The sequence below is a fragment of the Jiella soli genome (assembly GCF_020615385.1).
In the GTDB taxonomy this organism is placed as follows: domain Bacteria; phylum Pseudomonadota; class Alphaproteobacteria; order Rhizobiales; family Rhizobiaceae; genus VKMB-3413.
In genome coordinates, this window is sequence record NZ_JAJAVB010000009.1 from 95860 (window position 1) to 111341 (window position 15482).

The window sequence follows — 15482 nt, forward strand, 5'->3', positions numbered from 1 at the left end:
GCTACGCGCCCATAGCGACCGTTCGAGCGAACGTCGATGTTGAGAGAGAGCGGACGTTGGAATTGGGCGTTTTCGAGTTATGCCTAGACCGCAGCGTCTGGTCAGCTGCAGCCTCAATCACGCCTTCGAGAAGGTAGAAGGGATAGCCCAAGTTCAACCAAATATTTATTGTGATTATATGTTGCTTTTTGAATATTATCTTCGATATTAATCAATTCGCTGTTGATTTTATCTAGATTGATTTCCGCCTCCTTCGTGGATGTGCTGATGTACCGGGAGATGTTTAAGTTAAAATTCTCCTCCTCGATTCGCTCCATGCTCACCCGCTTGGAGTAGCGGTCTTCCTCCTTTCGGAATTGGTAGGTGTCGATGATCTTGTCGATGTGCTCATCTGCGAGCTGATTCTGACGTTTGCCCTTTGCGAAATACTCCGCCGCATTGATGAAGAGTACGTCGTCCGGCTTTTTGCACTTTTTCAGCACGAGAATGCAGACCGGGATGCCGGTCGAGTAGAACAGGTTCGCGGGCAAGCCGATGATCGTGTCGATATGACCATCCTTCAACAGCTTAATGCGGATACGCTCCTCTGCCCCACCTCGGAACAGCACGCCGTGCGGCAGGATGATGGCCATCACGCCCTCATCCTTAAGGTAATGGAACCCGTGCAGCAGGAAGGCAAAGTCGGCGGCAGACTTGGGCGCAAGGCCGTAGTTTTTGAACCGCACATCGTCGCCCATCGCCTCCGTGGGGTTCCAGCGCAAGCTGAAGGGCGGATTGGCCACGATGGCATCGAAGGATGGCTTCTTGGCGGGGTTCGGTTCGCGCAGGAGGTCCCAGTCATTGGCCAACGTGTCGCCGTGATAGATTTCGAACTCGGTGTCCTTCACGCCATGCAACAGCATGTTCATGCGCGCGAGGTTGTAGGTGGTGATGTTCTTCTCTTGGCCGTAGATTTTGCCGATGCCGTGCGGCCCCATGCGCTTGCGCACGTTCAACAGCAGCGAGCCGGACCCGCACGCGAAATCGAGCACGCCGGCAAGCCGCTCCTTCTTTCCGGTTGCGGGCTCCTGACTGTCCAGCGTCACGATCGCAGAAAGGATGTCTGACACCTGCTGCGGGGTGTAGAACTCGCCTGCCTTCTTACCCGAGCCGGCGGCAAACTGGCCGATCAGATATTCATAGGCATCGCCGAGATAATCCTCCTCCGACGAGAAATTGGCGAGCCCTTTGGCGATCTCGCTGATGATGGCGCAGAGTTTGGTGTTGCGATCAGGGTAGGACCGCCCGAGCTTTTCAGAGGCGAGATTGATCTCAGAGAACAGGCCGCCGAACGTGCTCTGAAAGGACTCGTTCTCGATGTAATTGAAGCCCTGCTGCAGGGTGTTCAGCAGTTCGCCGTCTTGGGTGCGGGCCATATGGACGATGCTGGTCCAGAGGTGTTCCGGCTTGATGACGTAGTGCACCTTGCGGCGCATCTGCTTCTCGAACTCTGCCACGTCGTCGGAGTTATCCTCGTACCACGCCTGCAGCGGCGTCCTGGCCCCGGTGCGAGCGAGAACGTCCGGAAGATCGGGGTAGTCCGGCCCCAACTCGCGCGTCGCCGCCGCCTCGTAGTTGTCCGAGAGGTAGCGCAGAAAGAGGAAGGACAGCATATAATCGCGAAAATCGTCCGCATTCATCGCGCCGCGCAGCTTATCGGCGATGTTCCAGAGCGTCTTGCCCAATTGCTTTTGGGTTTGTTCGTTCATTGTGCGGGTACTTCCTCGGGAGCGGGCGCTGGCGCTGCGGGTGGGGCGGGAACGGCACCCGGTAGGGCGAACTCGAACCGTGTGATGAACTCGCGCATGATGCGGCGGAACAATTCTTTGTTGTCCTCGCCCATTTCGGTGGGTTCATGGATGGCATAGGCGCCGTGGCTCAAAAGGTTCAGGGCCCGGTTGAACAGCGCCCGATCTTCCTCACTGTCCAGCGCTCTTAGGCAGAATGCTATGCTTGAGTGCCCGAAGAAGGATGCCGTTTTCTCCATGACGCTGCGCAGTGCATTGAAATGGAAGGTGTAGAGCTTTCCCTTGTCGGGATCGGCGGCACGCTGCAACTCGGCTAAGGTGGCAACGTGGTGGAAGAACGGCGTATCCTCCGTCGCCTGGAGCGTGTAGTTGCCGTCACCGCTCGGGCGGTGCAGAAAATAGCGCCGATGGGCGATCGACGGGGCATCATCAATCTTTCTGCCCATTTCGTTGCACATGACGTTGAAGAATAGTGCGTGATGGGAAGAGAAGATCACCTTGATTGGTGCAGGCGCGCCGTCGGCATTTTTTCGCGTGGCTGCCCGACGAAGGAGCTTGGCTAGGTCACAGGCGACGGAGATTGCATTGTTATCGTCCAGAGATGAGATCGGATCGTCGATGTAGAGATAATTCTTCCCTTGATAGGATTCATGCCCATCCAGCATCCGTTCAAATATGGCCATAAAAATGCACCATATAAAGATGTTCTGTTCACCGCGTGAAACCTTTATGTTTTGCTCCTCACCCTTCCGAAAGCTCACGAAATCTGGCTTGGAGACGGTCTCTTCGCCGTGCTGAACCTCTTTGTAGGTAAAATCAAAATCGAAATCTGCGTATCGTGACAGATACTGAGCAATCGTTTCGTCCAACGCGAGTTCTGCCATCGCATTGAAAAAGGACGACTTCTCGTTCAACTGAAGGCGGCGGACGCTGTCGCCTTCAAGGTCGTTTTCCCAGATGAACAGATCCTCGGTGAAGGCATTAAAGTAAAGGGTGTCGGGCGTCCCGGTCGGGTTCTTCTTGCTCTTGCGCTTGCCCGCCTCCTTGAACTCCATCGACAGGCGGGTCTTGCCAGTGCGGTTATAGGCGTAAATCAGGAGCAGTGAGATCTGCTTCGTGGGGTTGTTTAGATCGTCACGAAGCCTGATCACCAAGTTCTTCAGGTTCTTGTAGGTGCTCATGTATCACCCGGCCTCACCTGGGGGAAAAGCTGCTGCATCAGCCCCTTCTTGTGGGTCTTGAGCGTGTCAAGCTTTCGGGTCTCAGCGGCGATGAGGTCATCAAGGGTGTTGAGGCAGTCGGCGATGCGCTGCTGCTCCGGTCGAGATGGGATCCTGAAGCGCAGATCAATGAAGAACTGCAAGCCGATCGTCTTGATGGTGCTCCCGGTCGCCGCACGGTCAAAAAGCGGCTTCGACTGCTGAAGCAGATGATAAAGGAACCAATTGCTCAACTTCCGGTCGTCGCATGTCCAAACAATGAAGTGCTGGCTAACTGCCATGGGCAAAGCCATTACCGCGCTCTTGCCAATACCAGCATCACGGCTAATCAGAACTGAACCTGCCTTATGAAGCACGGCAGACGAGTTCGTGATACCTTCCGCTGATATTTCAACTTCCGTCTCAAAAATCAGACCTCTGTCGAGGCGCTTCGAGTCAGCGAGCGAGATCCACTTGACCCCGCCATCGTAGTACTCCGGCTTGCTCTTGCTGGGTGTATGGCCAGAGCCTCTCTTGGCCAGACTTTCGAGGTGCTCTTCCTCCCACTCACCCGCGCCCTCGAACTCGGGGAAGCGGAGGCGGGGCTGGGTTTCGCCTTCTTGGGGGAAAAGCTGCTGCATCAGGCCCGTCTTGTGGGCCCTCAGTGCCTCTACCTTCCGCCCCTGAGCGATAATCAGCGCGTCCGCCGAGTTTAGACAGGCGGCGATCTTTTGTTGCTCCGGGAAGGTCGGTTTCAGCAGTTGCAGTTCGGAAAACTGCTTGTAGCTGATCATTTTCCCGTCGCGCAGACCTTCGATGTTCCGAGTCAGCTGTTGGATGAATTCATGTGATTTGAAATGCTGCCGGTAGAACTCCTCAGACAAACGTCCACGCTTACGGAGTATCACATAGGCTGGGCTACAGATTCCGTGATAGTCAGAAAACTCGATGCCTCCTTGAAAGGAGCGCAGACTGATAATGAAATCTCCGGGACGCACTTCCTTGTATGTCTCAAGGCTCTTGTCTGTCACCGAAACATGATAATCGATCATATGCCTCGGGATCGCGCCATGTTCTTGCGTGATGGCAAGGATAGGAAGGCCCGGCGGGACTTCGCGGTTGTTGAATTGTTGGAATAGGTGGTTGCCCGGCGCTGTTTCCCAATCATCCGCTTTCTGAAACTCAGGAAAGCGAAGCTTGGGAACCAATGCGGCCCCATCGCCCGCTTCGGCAGATGTTCTCCCCTTACTGCTCATAAGCGCTCAGCCCTGAAATCTCGCGCCCGCTGGCGCGCTTCAAAAGCAGTGGCATCAGGTCGGCCATCAGGTCCAGTTCCTTCACCCGCCGCGCCTTCCAGTTGAGGCCCAGAGGTTCCATAAGTTCGGTCAGCGCCTCGCCGTCGAAGATCATGCGTTGCAGGATGGTGTCGACGAAGCCTTGCAGCGCCTCGGTCGCAAGCCCGTGCTTGCCCGCGATTCCCGCCAGCTCCGCCGCGTTTTTCTCCGCCTTGAAGCGGCTGTAGCCTTCGCGGATGGCCTTTTCGCTCAGGCCTTCGCCGGCCTTGAGGGTGTTGATGTATGCCGCGATGTCCTCCCGCTCGTCCATGAACTTGGCATCGGACTGGATCAGGCCGATCAGCTCTTCGCGGCTCATCTTCTGCTTGCCGGGCGTCGCTTCGGAATAGCGGGCGATCAGGCCCATGATGTAGTCATAGTCGATGACGGCCGAGGCGAAGAGGACAAACTCGAAATCCAGTTGGTCGACGTCAGGCGTCGGCTTGTCCGCGCCCTTACCCTGCTGGGCGCGAAGGCGCTGGGCCGTTTCCAGATAGGCGCCGCGGAAGCCCAGAAGGTTGTCGTGCGGCAGGACCTGTTCGATCGTACTGCGGTTCTCTTCGGTCAGGTCGGTGTACTGGTCAAGCTGGGTCTTGAGCCGCTGCACCTCCTTGAAATGCTCGATGAAGGCCGCGCGGGCCGCATCGCCCTTGAGATTGGGCACCGCCTCAGGGGCGCATTCGAGACCCTGCGATTTCATAAAGGTATCGAGCTTCTGGACTGCGGTTTCCAGTTTCTGGATGACCACGGGGGCTTTGTCGACCAGCCAGATTTCACGGGCCTTTTCGGCAGCGGCTTCGCCCGAGAACAGGGCGATGGCAGCGTCGACGGCGCCCTGCTGCTGGCGGAAGTCGAGGATATTGCCATAGGGTTTGGTGGCGTTCAGCACCCGATTGGTGCGCGAAAAGGCCTGGATCAGGCCGTGATACTTGAGGTTCTTGTCGACATAGAGGGTGTTCAGGAATTTGGAGTCGAAACCGGTGAGCAACATGTCCACAACGATCGTGATGTCGATCTTGTGGTGCGGCTGGTTTGGAAAGGCCTCGCGCAGGTCGGCGTCCGGCCATTGCTGGTCTTTAATGCGCTTCTGCACGTCCTGATAATACAGATCGAACTCAGCGAGTTTGTGGTTCGTGCCGTAGATGGCATTGTAGTCCGCGAGGATAGCCTTCAGCGCTTCCTTCTTCTTTTCCGGCTCGACCGCGTTGTCTTCCTTCTCCTGCGGCAAATCCTCTTGGATCTGCTTGACGTCAGGATCGCCCTCGGCCGGCGGAGAGAAGACGCAGGCGATGTTCAGCGGTTGGAAGCTGGGATCGGCGGCCTGCTTCTCGGCCTGCATGGTCTTGAACAGGGAGTGATATTCGATGGCGTCATTGATCGACGACGTGGCGAGCAAGGCGTTGAACCGGCGGTGACCCGTGGCCTGGCTATGTTTGGCCAGGATCGCCTCGATCACCGCCCGCTTGGCCAGCGGTTCGCCCGGCTTGGGCAGGGTCTTGCCCTGCGGCTTATAGTAGTCGACGTGGAAGCGAAGGACGTTGCTGTCCTCGATGGCGTGGGTAATCGTGTAGGTGTGAAGACGCTGCTGGAAGAGGTCTTCCGTCGTCTTCATGCTGGCCTGGGTGTCTTCGATCTTCTGCTGAGCCGCATTCTGCTCGAAGATGGGTGTTCCGGTAAACCCGAAGAGCTGGGCGCGCGGGAAGAACTCCTTGATGGCCTTGTGATTCTCGCCGAACTGCGACCGGTGGCATTCGTCGAAAATAAAAGCGATGCGCTTGTCGCGCAGGGGTTCAAGCTGTTCCTTAAAGCTCTTCCTGCCGTTCTTCGTCTGCTGCTTGTTGCGCTTGCTGTTTTCATCCAGCGCCAGGCCAAGCTTCTGAATCGTGCAGACGATGACTTTGTCAGCATAGTCGTCCGAAAGAAGACGACGCACGAGAGACGCGGTGTTGGTGTTCTCCTCGACGCAGCCTTCCTGGAACCTGTTGAATTCCAATCGGGTTTGCCGGTCCAGGTCTTTGCGGTCCACGACAAAGAGGCACTTCTCAATGTCCGGATTGTCCTTCAGCAGCGTTGACGCCTTGAAGGAAGTCAGCGTCTTGCCGCTGCCTGTGGTGTGCCAGATGTAGCCGTTGCCGCAGTCGTGGGCGATGGAGTCGACAATCGCCTTCACCGCGTAAACCTGATAAGGCCGCATCATCAGGAGCTTCTGCTCTCCTGCGACCAGAACCATGTAGCGGCTGATCGTCTGGCCGAGCGTGCATTTGACCAGAAAGGTCTCAGCGAAGCTGTCGAGATGGACAATCTTCTTGTTGTCGACATCCGCGAACTCATAGACCGGCAGGAAGCGCTCTTCGGCATGAAACGCGAAATGGCGCGCATTGTTGTTGGCGAAATAGAACGTCCGATCGCGGTTGCTGGCGATGAAGAGCTGCAGGAAGCACAAGATCGTCTTGGCATACCCGTTCCCGGGGTCGTTCTTGTATTCGACGATCTGCTCCATGGCTCGACGTGGATTTATGCCGAGGGTCTTCAGTTCGATCTGAACAACCGGCACCCCGTTGATCAGAATAATAACGTCATAGCGATGGTGGCTGTTGTCCGTGTTGATGCGGAGCTGATTGACCACTTCGAAGGTATTTTTGCACCAGTCTTTGATGTTGACGAGCGTGTAGTTCAGCGGCGTGCCGTCGTCCCGAGTGAAATTGTTCCTCTCTCGAAGGGTCCGTGAGGCTGTGAAAACATCGGGCGTGACGATCTCATCTATGAGACGCGAGAATTCGGCATCGGTTAGGCGCACGCGATTGAGTGCCTCGAACTTCTCACGAAAATTCTGCTCTAGCATGGCGCGATCTAGGATATCGGGACGATACTTGTACTTGAGCGCCTGGAGCTTTGAAATTAGTGACTGCTCGAGGTCGCGCTCTCGGGTACTCATGTTGAAGGCGTCACTCCGAAGGCTAGATATTGTGCGGTCCCCTTCGCAGGGATTCGAAATCTTTATGCGCGAATCCGCAGAATGAGGAGTCGGCGGCTGGCCCGACAGGCTGGTGCCTGCAGCGCTCGTCTTCAGACGGTTGCTCGCTCTGGCGCCACTAGAGGCCGACAATCTGTTATCGGTCTGAACGCGTCGCGGCAACGCCTTCACAACAATCGTCGGCCTGAACCGCGGCATGGCCGCCCTCCAGCATCCGGCGCTTCCAAGCAAAGAGCTGCGACGGCGAGACGCCCGCCTGCCGTGCCACGAAGGACACGCTCATTCCCGGCTGCATCGCCTCTTCCACGAGGCGGACCTTCTCGGCGGTCGACCATCGCCGCCGGCGCTGCACGGAGGTGATGACTTCAACCCGCGAAAACGGGCCATCAGGAGCTTTCGACATAGTCGTACTCATATGCGGATGCCTATGCCTTATCGGCTATGCCGCCTGTCCGGTCAAAACAGGGTACGCTCCAGCGGCATTGTCGCGGCCCACGATCGCTTTGATGTAGAGTGCATGAGCGCTGCTTGAAACGCGATGAGCGCATCATGGGGGTTGGTCATCTCAGACATGAAGCTATTTACTCCATCAACTTTCTGGACCGACCCGTGCAACGACACGCTGGCCATGAGATAAGCGATACCTCAGGAGAGAGCCTGCTTACAGCGAACGGTAGTAAAAAGGCAGTCGGTCTGCTACCGTGAAGAGTTTCGGGCGTCGGCAGGCGTACGACAGTCCCCGAGGAAGGAACCCGCGGGCCACAAGTCGACGGCTATGGAGATTTCGCTGTGCGGCTGATGTCGGCGATGGCGTGGGCGTCATCGGCAAGCGCCGGGATGGATGCAGACGGGCCGCTTCGTTCCGCCCCCGCGCGATGGTGCCAGCGCGGCATTGGTACAGACACGCGCGTTCTGGCGTTTATGGTCACCATGGGCACGCGCGGACCCGTTGCCGAAGGTTGGGCGCCCGCGGCTGATCGCTGGGTGCTGCCATGCCGGGTCATGGGACGGTCTCCGGGTTCGTCGCCGATGCATGTGGCGGTCCGCGCGGCTGCCTCCACCGTTCGAACACCTCGATGACGATCATGCGCCCGCCACAGCAGGGGCATGGCAGCCGGAGGTCATCCGGTACGCCTGATGTACCGCCATCAGGCGGCGCGGCGACATCCAGGAGCTCACGGGCGAGCGCGGCAATCCTCTTGTGCTCTCTACCTCAACCGCAGGCACCCTCCCGCGAAGCGGGTTCGTTCTTCGGCCCCCACGCGACCGTTTCCAACAATTCCGACGACGCTGGCCTTCTGGTCAACTCGGCCGGTGGTTCAGCCAGTCCGGGGTCAGCGTCTTGATGCTGCTGGTAGGCAGGAATTTTGAATAGAACCGGTCGATCATTTGAGTTGACGTCCCTGCGTTCCGCGCAAGCATGTGAACGTCCACGCCGCCGTGGATCTGCTCGGTGATGTAGAGGTGGCGGAACGAGAAGCTGTCCCGGCGACGGCCCTCGCGGTTGAACCTGAGCTTCGCCGCTTCCAGAAGCTCGATCAGTCCCTTCTTGTACGACGTGGCGCGCTCGCCATCCCGGTTAGTGAAGACAGGATCTTCAGCCTTAACGTCTCTACCAAGCTCAAGGGCGCAGACATTTCGGAGGAGGTTGAAATACGAGAGCGCCTCCGGCTGAGACACCATCTCCCGGCTTTTTCCTTTCCCCCTCACCTGCAGAACGATGGCATCGGTCTGCGTGCCGCCTTTGATGTCAAACCGCCGCGCTTCTACGTCGCCCCAGTCGAGGTTCTTCAACTCAGTGGGACGAAGGCCGGTGAAGCCGGCAATCATGCAGTAAGCGTGTAGTTTGATCCGATCCAAGTAGATGCGCTGGTTGCGTCCGCGTTCGTCGTCTGCCTTGTCACGTTTGCCGGGCTTCCAGTTGGGGTTCTGAGCGTATTCGGCCACTCGCTCCTCACTAACCTTCTTGAGGTGTGCGAACTCTTCCAGGGTGAAGCCCGGGCGTGATCGATCCCTGCGGCTGGTGTCCTTCGGCGGCGCGATCACGGGCAGATGCTTCACATAGCCAGTGCGCTGGCCATGCTCGAACACCTGCTTGAGCAGCCAGCCTTCCAGCTTCATCGTGGCGGGAGAAGGAGACTTCTCTTTCACCGGGCGCACGATCCGCGCGGGCGGCCCAACATCGTCGCGCTTCCGGCGATAATAAACGATGGTGGGATCCTTCGAACCTGGACCTGTCAGCCAATACTCTCGCCGCCAATCCCAGAACCTCTCGATGTCGGCACTGGTAATCGCGCTCATGAGGCGCTTCCCGAAATAGGGGATGAAGAAGCGCCGAATCACCCCGGGATAGCCCTTCACCTGATATTCCGGCTTGTCCCCACGCTCGACGGCCCGGTGCAGTCCAGCGATGAACTCCTCGGCGATGTCTTCGAATTTTTTGTTCGTGACCACCAGCCCGGCTTCGGCCAACGCCCTGCATTTATAGAGTTCGGCTTGGGCCCTGGCGTGCGCGATTGTGATATCGGAAGTTCTGAGAGAGACGCGGCGCTGCCCTTGGTTAGGGATGGAGAAGCGCGCATTGATTTGAGGGTTATCGGGGCGGGTGAAAAGCTGATACTCGTCGCCGCTGAAGATCGTTGGCATGGACAAAACTCGAAATAGACAACCGAAATGACGCACTCAGTGCACGCCAATACGCCAGGATATTTCCGAGTTATTTGCTAATCAAATGCGTTAACGCTGTGCTACACAGCATAATGCCTGATGCTCTAACGCGTTGTTTAATAACGTGGTTAAAGACGTCCTGTGCTAGGCTGCGCTAGCGAAATCCGGTCTTTTCGGCGCTAGTTAGATTGCCGCTAAGTGCTTGAGATTGTTGGTGCCCAGGGGTGGAATCGAACCACCGACACTGCGATTTTCAGTCGCATGCTCTACCAACTGAGCTACCTGGGCGCCCGCATGCCGGCAATCGGTAGGCCCTTGCGGGCCCGGCGCCGGGGAAAGCGAGTGCCTTATATGAAAGCTCCGGCGGGCTGTCCAGCACCTGAGGTCCGCTTCGTCGAAAAAGTGTCATCCGTCCAGGTTGTGCGCAGGAACGGCGTCCTGTCTCCTTCGGCGCGCCGGGCTGCGGCCTCGGGCTCGGGCGCGCTCTTCGTCACGCCCGGGCCTGCGCTTCATTCGCCTCGTCCCTCCCCCGCCGTTCCACCGCAGGAATCGCCGTCATGTCGCCGGACGAATGAACCACGCGCGACGATCGGGGTTATGGGCTCAAAACCCAAGGGAGACGATCATGGCCAAGCAGACGAAAGCCCAGAAGGAGACCATCTCGCGCGTGATGCACGAGTACAAGCACGGCGAGCTGACGATCAACGAAAACGGCCCGAAGGTGAAGGACCGCAACCAGGCCGTCGCCATCGCCCTGGAAGAGGCCGGCGCGACGAACCAGGAGAGCCCGAAGAAGAACCGGCAGAACCTCTCCCGGACCAAGAAGAAGGAGCGCAAGGGCGAGACCGCCGAGGCCGAGGCAGAGGGCAAGAAGGCCCAGGACCGCACGATGAAGGGGGCGACGCGTTCGAGCGGATCGGGTGGAGGATCCGACAAGACAAAGTCGGAACTCTACGACGAGGCGAAGAAGCGCGACATTTCCGGGCGCTCGAAGATGTCGAAGCGCGAGCTGGAAAAGGCGCTGAGCTGACCGCGCCGCGCCTGCGCTCCGGACGGCGCTTTCGCTCGGAAGAAGACCTGGCGGAGCCGGCGTTCGTGCCTGGCTGAGCTGCACCCTGCCGGATCCGCGTCGGCCGAGGCTGCGGCAAGCCGCAGGGTTCCGCCAGAGGCCACGCGAATGGCCGCCCAGCAGCTACGCTGCGGCGACGGGAACCTCTTCGCTCGCGAAGGCCACCGTTCCGCGCCGGCGGCGCTTGGCGGCATAGAGCGCCGCGTCCGCCTTCTCGATAAGGGCTCTCGGCTTGTCGGCATCCAGCGGCGCGACTGCGACGCCGACCGTTGCGCCGATTGCGACTATCCTTCCCTCGATCGCGATCGGCTCCTCAAGCGACTTCACGATCCGGATGGCCAGAAGCCCGGCTTCCTCGACCTGCCGCAGGTCGCCTTGCACGATCACGAACTCGTCCCCGCCGAAGCGCGCGACGAGATCGTCTTCCCGGACGAGGCCACGCAGCCGCGCCGCCACCGTCTTCAGGACGGCATCGCCGACGCCGTGACCGAACCGGTCGTTCGCGTCCTTGAAGCGGTCGAGATCGAGAAAATGGACGGCCAGCAGCGCCCCCTCATGTCGCCGCTCCAGCGCCCGGCTGAGATGGGTCTCGAGCACCAGCCGGTTGGGCAGGCGGGTCAGCTGATCCGATTGGGCAAGCTCGGCGAGGCGCTGATGCGATTCGAGGCTTCGCACGATGTGGATGTGGATATGGCTGACCGTTTCGAGGGCCGCGACGAGCATGATGAGCGTCAGGGTCGCCAGTGCCAGATAGTCGGGCTCGCCCTGGATCACCATCGCGAAGATCGGAGGAAGCGCCGCGATCAGGAGGCAGGGATTGCAGATCCATGGCCGCACCGACAAGCGTGCCGTGATTCCCGCCGCATAGGCATAGAGGAGGCCGACAGCCATGAGATGCAGACTGCGGTCGCCGGTCATGAGGATCAGCGCGCAGGTCAGGCTGACGATCGCCGCGAACAGGAAGGAGCCCACCGCATAGAGCCGCTCCCACGATCGCACGTCGCGACCGCTCGCCCCGCGGTGATAGATGAAGACGATCGAGATTCGTGCGGCCCCGACGCCGGCTGCCGCGACCGCCAGGATCGTCATGAACGGGCCGCCGATCTCCACCGCCGCGACCATTGCCACGAGGTTGAGAGCCAGCGTGAGGAGCAGTATTGGAAACCGGTTGTCGAACAGAAAGGCTACGAGTTCGTTGTGCGTCGTCGATGACAACGCTTTCCGGCCGTTCGCGCCCTCTGTTTTGTCCAATCCCATGCGCAAGAGATTAACGGGCAAGCGTTGACTAACGGCTAAAGCACTACTTCGCATCGACCGGAAGTCGCCGTGGATCAACAATTGATACATGGATAATCTCTCATGCAACATTACTTGTTGCTTAGGATTTCGAGAGCGTCCGACCGAGCATCGCATGAGTCTTCGGATCGCGTTCGCCGCCGCACCACTGGTCGAGTGCCCGCGCGAACGGGCCGCCGCCGCCCTCCGCCGCCGCCCGCTCGAACAGCGTCATCGACGAGCGGAACTTCATGTCGTCGGGCGAGCCGAATATCTGGTGAAGGGAGCATCCGGTCACGCCTAGAACTGCCTCGGTCGCCTCGGTCACGCGGGGTCCGAGCAGGGCATGCGACAGATAGGCCCGTGCCTCCTCGAGTGAGGCGATACCGAAATGCTGCGCCGTCGGCGAATGGCCGAGGCCCCGCAGTTGCGGAAAGACGAACCACATCCAGTGCGTCCGCTTTCGGCCGGCCCTGAGTTCGGCGAGCGCCGTCTCAAAGACGCCCTCCTGCGCGGTGACGAAGCGGTCGAGGTCGAAGGGATCACCGGCGGGCATCGTCTTTCCTTCCAGCGAGTTTCGGCTTCCGGCGGCGCGGGGACTTCGGGGCTGGAGCGTCGGCGAGTTCGATCCAGGCCGGAGCATGATCGCTCGCCTTCTGCCAGCCCCGGACTGATCGGTCGACGCCGCTGGCGATGAGCCGGTCCTTGATCGACGGGCTGAGGAGGAAGTGGTCGAGACGCAGCCCGGCATCCCGCTCAAAGGCGTTCCGCAGATAATCCCAGAAGGTGTAGATCCGTTCCTGCGGATGAAGATCGCGGACCGCATCCGTCCAACCATCGGCGAGAAGCCGGGCGAACGCTTCGCGAACCTGCGGACGGAACAGCGCGTCGTCGGTCCATCGCTCCGGCCTGTAAACGTCGATCTCGCTCGGAATGATGTTGTAGTCGCCAGCCAGCACCACCGGCGCACCGGTCGCAAGAAGGTCCCCGGCGTGGGCTTTCAAGCGGTCGAGCCAGCGAAGCTTGTAATCGAACTTCGGCCCCGGCGCCGGATTGCCGTTCGGCGCATAGAGACAGCCGATCAGGACGCCCCGGACCGCCGCCTCCAGATAGCGGCTCTGGCCATCGTCCGGACCGTCCGGCAGGCCGCAGCGCGTCTCCAGCGGCTCGGTCCCGCGGGCGAGAATGGCGACGCCGTTCCAGCGGGGCTGGCCATGCCAGATCGCCTGATATCCCGCGGCGCTGATCGCGTCCTGCGGGAACTTGCCGTCCGGCGCCTTCAGTTCCTGAAGGCACACGACGTCGGGCTCCGTCTCAGCCAGCCAGTCGAGGAGAATGGCGAGGCGGCCGTTGACACCGTTGACGTTGAAGCTGGCGATCCTCATCCACCGCCATGTCCGGCGCCGTGCTGGAGAATGTTCACCAACCGCCCGAAGGGGTCGCGCACGAAGAACCGGGTGACGCCCCAGGGCTCGGCGACCGGTCCGTATTTTATCTTGAAGCCGGCCGCTTCCATTCGCCGGCGCACCGAGACGAGATCGTCGACCTCGATCGACAGATCCGGAACCGGGGTCCCGGCACCGCCTTCGCTGGCAAAGCTGATCTGCACCGGCGCCGGCTCGCCGGAGCCGTAGGTCACGATCCAGCCCATATCCATCAGCACCTCGAGCCCCAGGACTTCGCCATAGAAGCGCCGGGCTTCCTCAGGACTGTCGGTCGCCACATTGGCAACGATCCGCCGAACGCTCATCACACGCCTCCCATCTCACAGGCACCGGAAAACGCATCTCGCCGCCGCCGGGTTCGGGCAAGGGCCGCAACAACTTCCGTCCGAGGGAATTGCGCCGGTCACGCTTGCTCGGGATCACTCAGCCCGGCTCGGTCAGGAGCACCCGATGATCGAGCAGATAGTGCGCGAAGAAGGGCAGGCTCGCCGAGCCGATCTCGCGGGCGCTGGAGCCGATCGTACCGGACCGCACGCCCATCGGCGTCAGGCCCTGGCGCTTCAGCCGGGCGATCGCGCGCGCGGTAGCATCCACCAGCCTTTCGCGCACCGGCGGAGGAAAGCTGCCCTCGATGATCGCGCATTCGAAGTCGTAGACCGCGTTCACCGAGACGATGGCGAAGGCGAGGCCCCTCGCCGCCACCTCCAGCCAACGATCGAGGACCGGTCCGAGCCGTATCCAGGTCGCGTCCTCGCGCCAGATCCCCAGGGGATCGCCGCCCTCGGCCTCGATCATCTTCTCCAGGACATGAAGCGAGGCGAAGTTGATCAGCTGGTCGACGCCGCCATCCGCGGCGGGCACGGGCATCGAGCCGAGCGCGCCCGCATTGCCGGTGCGGCCCTGGACGAGGTCGCCATTCATGACGATGCCGCCGCCGGCAAAGGCCCCCACGAAGAAATAGACGAAATCCGTCGACCCGCTGGTGCCGAAGACGTTTTCGGCCGCGCAGGCGGCCGTGGCGTCGTTGGCGAGATGCACCGAGCGGCCGGTGACGTCCTGAAGCGCTGCGACGACGTCGACCGTGCGCCACTCGTCCATCGTTTCGGCCGGCGCGCCGATCTCCTCCGCCCAGGACCACAGTTCGAACGGCATGGCCACGCCAAGGCCGGCGATGCGCGTTCCGAATTCCGGCCCGATCGAATCGACCAATTGCGCATGGGCCCCGCGCACGAAGTCGAGGATCGGCTGGAGGCGTGGCAGGGCGTAGGTCTGCCGGGCCCGCGCCCGGATCTGGCCGACGAAGTCCATCAGCACGAGTTCCACCGACCGCCGGCCGATCTTCAGGCCGAGCCCGAAGGCGCCGTCGGGGTTGAGGCGCATCGGGATCGAAGGCTGGCCGACGCGGCCGCGGCGCGGCTTGCCGCGCAGGACCAGTTCCTCCTGCTCGAGCGTGCGCATGATCACCGAGGCCGTCTGCGGCGACAGGCCGGTATGGCGCGCGATATCGGCCTTGGCCAGGCGTCCGTGCCGGCGGATCAGGGTCAGCACCGCGCGCTTGTTGTGGGCGCGCAATGCCGACTGGTTGGAGCCGCGCATGCGGCTTTCCTGGATGAATTCCTCCGGAGCGTCAGCGGCCGCCGTCACTTCGTCCATGCGCCTCTCCATATCGAACCGGCCAGTGACCTTCTCCCGATAGCTGCCCGCAGCGCTTCACGACAATGCCGTCGCCCGA

Annotated in this window: 11 protein-coding genes, 1 tRNA gene and 2 pseudogenes; 1 reads left to right on the plus strand and 13 read right to left on the minus strand. The window is 60.4% G+C overall.

Annotation, left to right across the window (positions count from 1 at the left end; genetic code table 11):
• Window positions 1-113: 113 nt before the first annotated feature.
• The 8 genes and pseudogenes from LH400_RS06235 to LH400_RS06270 form a co-directional block, all read right to left on the minus strand.
• A complete protein-coding gene (locus LH400_RS06235) occupies window positions 114-1748 on the minus strand; it encodes a type I restriction-modification system subunit M (protein ID WP_229151812.1) in 1635 nt (544 codons plus the stop codon).
• Window positions 1745-2968, minus strand: a complete 1224-nt coding sequence (locus tag LH400_RS06240; RefSeq protein WP_229151813.1) for an ATP-binding protein — start codon at window positions 2966-2968, stop codon at window positions 1745-1747. The genes LH400_RS06235 and LH400_RS06240 overlap by 4 nt, the downstream gene beginning before the upstream one ends.
• Window positions 2965-4242: a restriction endonuclease subunit S gene (locus LH400_RS06245; protein WP_229151814.1), complete on the minus strand. Its 1278-nt coding sequence runs from the start codon at window positions 4240-4242 to the stop codon at window positions 2965-2967. The genes LH400_RS06240 and LH400_RS06245 overlap by 4 nt, the downstream gene beginning before the upstream one ends.
• On the minus strand, window positions 4232-7255 hold the full coding sequence (locus LH400_RS06250) for a type I restriction endonuclease subunit R (protein WP_229151815.1): 3024 nt from the start codon (window positions 7253-7255) through the stop codon (window positions 4232-4234). Before LH400_RS06250 ends, LH400_RS06245 begins: the two co-directional genes overlap by 11 nt.
• A 187-nt stretch (window positions 7256-7442) precedes the next feature.
• A pseudogene (locus LH400_RS06255) lies at window positions 7443-7709 on the minus strand (transposase); the annotation flags it as partial.
• Window positions 7710-8294: 585 nt separating this feature from the next.
• Window positions 8295-8489, minus strand: a pseudogene (locus LH400_RS26490) (IS91 family transposase); the annotation flags it as partial.
• A 107-nt stretch (window positions 8490-8596) separates the two neighbouring features.
• Entirely contained in the window at window positions 8597-9940 is a 1344-nt protein-coding gene (locus LH400_RS06265) for a tyrosine-type recombinase/integrase (RefSeq protein ID WP_229151816.1), read from the minus strand.
• A 233-nt stretch (window positions 9941-10173) separates the two neighbouring features.
• Window positions 10174-10249, minus strand: a tRNA-Phe gene (locus LH400_RS06270).
• A 337-nt stretch (window positions 10250-10586) separates the two neighbouring features.
• Between LH400_RS06270 and LH400_RS06275 the strand changes: the two genes are divergently transcribed.
• Entirely contained in the window at window positions 10587-10991 is a 405-nt protein-coding gene (locus LH400_RS06275; protein ID WP_229151817.1) for a DUF6496 domain-containing protein, read from the plus strand.
• 162 nt (window positions 10992-11153) lie between these two features.
• Here LH400_RS06275 and LH400_RS06280 read toward each other — a convergent pair whose 3' ends face one another.
• The 5 genes from LH400_RS06280 to LH400_RS06300 form a co-directional block, all read right to left on the minus strand.
• Window positions 11154-12245 (minus strand): GGDEF domain-containing protein, encoded by a 1092-nt coding sequence (locus LH400_RS06280; protein WP_229151818.1) that lies wholly within the window; start codon window positions 12243-12245, stop codon window positions 11154-11156.
• 163 nt (window positions 12246-12408) lie between these two features.
• Window positions 12409-12861 carry a DUF1810 domain-containing protein gene (locus LH400_RS06285; RefSeq protein ID WP_229151819.1) on the minus strand — a complete coding sequence of 151 codons (453 nt, stop codon included), beginning with the start codon at window positions 12859-12861 and terminating at the stop codon, window positions 12409-12411.
• Entirely contained in the window at window positions 12848-13690 is an 843-nt protein-coding gene (gene xth, locus LH400_RS06290) for an exodeoxyribonuclease III (protein WP_229151820.1), read from the minus strand. The genes LH400_RS06285 and xth overlap by 14 nt, the downstream gene beginning before the upstream one ends.
• The gene (locus LH400_RS06295; protein ID WP_229151821.1) at window positions 13687-14055 is read right to left on the minus strand and encodes a VOC family protein; all 369 of its coding nucleotides are present in this window, start codon (window positions 14053-14055) and stop codon (window positions 13687-13689) included. Before LH400_RS06295 ends, xth begins: the two co-directional genes overlap by 4 nt.
• Window positions 14056-14173: 118 nt before the next feature.
• Complete coding sequence (locus tag LH400_RS06300) at window positions 14174-15403, minus strand: ROK family transcriptional regulator (RefSeq protein WP_229151822.1); 1230 nt, start codon at window positions 15401-15403, stop codon at window positions 14174-14176.
• Window positions 15404-15482: the final 79 nt, after the last annotated feature.